Origin of the sequence: Streptomyces noursei, from assembly GCF_001646665.1 — a bacterium.
Taxonomy (GTDB): domain Bacteria; phylum Actinomycetota; class Actinomycetes; order Streptomycetales; family Streptomycetaceae; genus Streptomyces; species Streptomyces lavendulocolor.
This window is the reverse complement of the sequence record NZ_LWBU01000168.1, coordinates 1-294: the sequence shown is the minus strand read 5'-3', so window position 1 is coordinate 294 and position 294 is coordinate 1. Positions and strand designations below refer to the sequence as shown.

Below are 294 nucleotides of genomic sequence, written 5' to 3'. Positions count from 1 at the left end.
CGCCCCGCCCCCCCCGCCCCCGCGGCCGCCCGCGGCCCCGGGCCCCGCCGCCCGGCCGCCCCCCTGCCGGCCGGCCCCCCCCGCCCCCCCCCGCCCCGCGGCGGCGCCCCCCCCCTCCTGGTCCGGGCCGGCGCGGCCGCCCCGGCCGCCGCCGAGCGGGCCCGCCGCTTCCTCGCCGCGGCGCCCACCGGCGGAGTCCACACCCGCGTGGTCACCGGCGGTCCGAAGCTCGGCCTGCGCGAACCCACGGCGGTGCTCGTCCGCCCGGACGGCGTGATCGACCTCATCGTCCCG

The 294-nt window shown here is 87.8% G+C and carries 1 pseudogene; it reads left to right on the top strand.

The annotated features are described in order from the left end of the window. Window positions 1–294 (top strand): annotated as a pseudogene (locus A4V12_RS38655) (hypothetical protein); the annotation flags it as partial.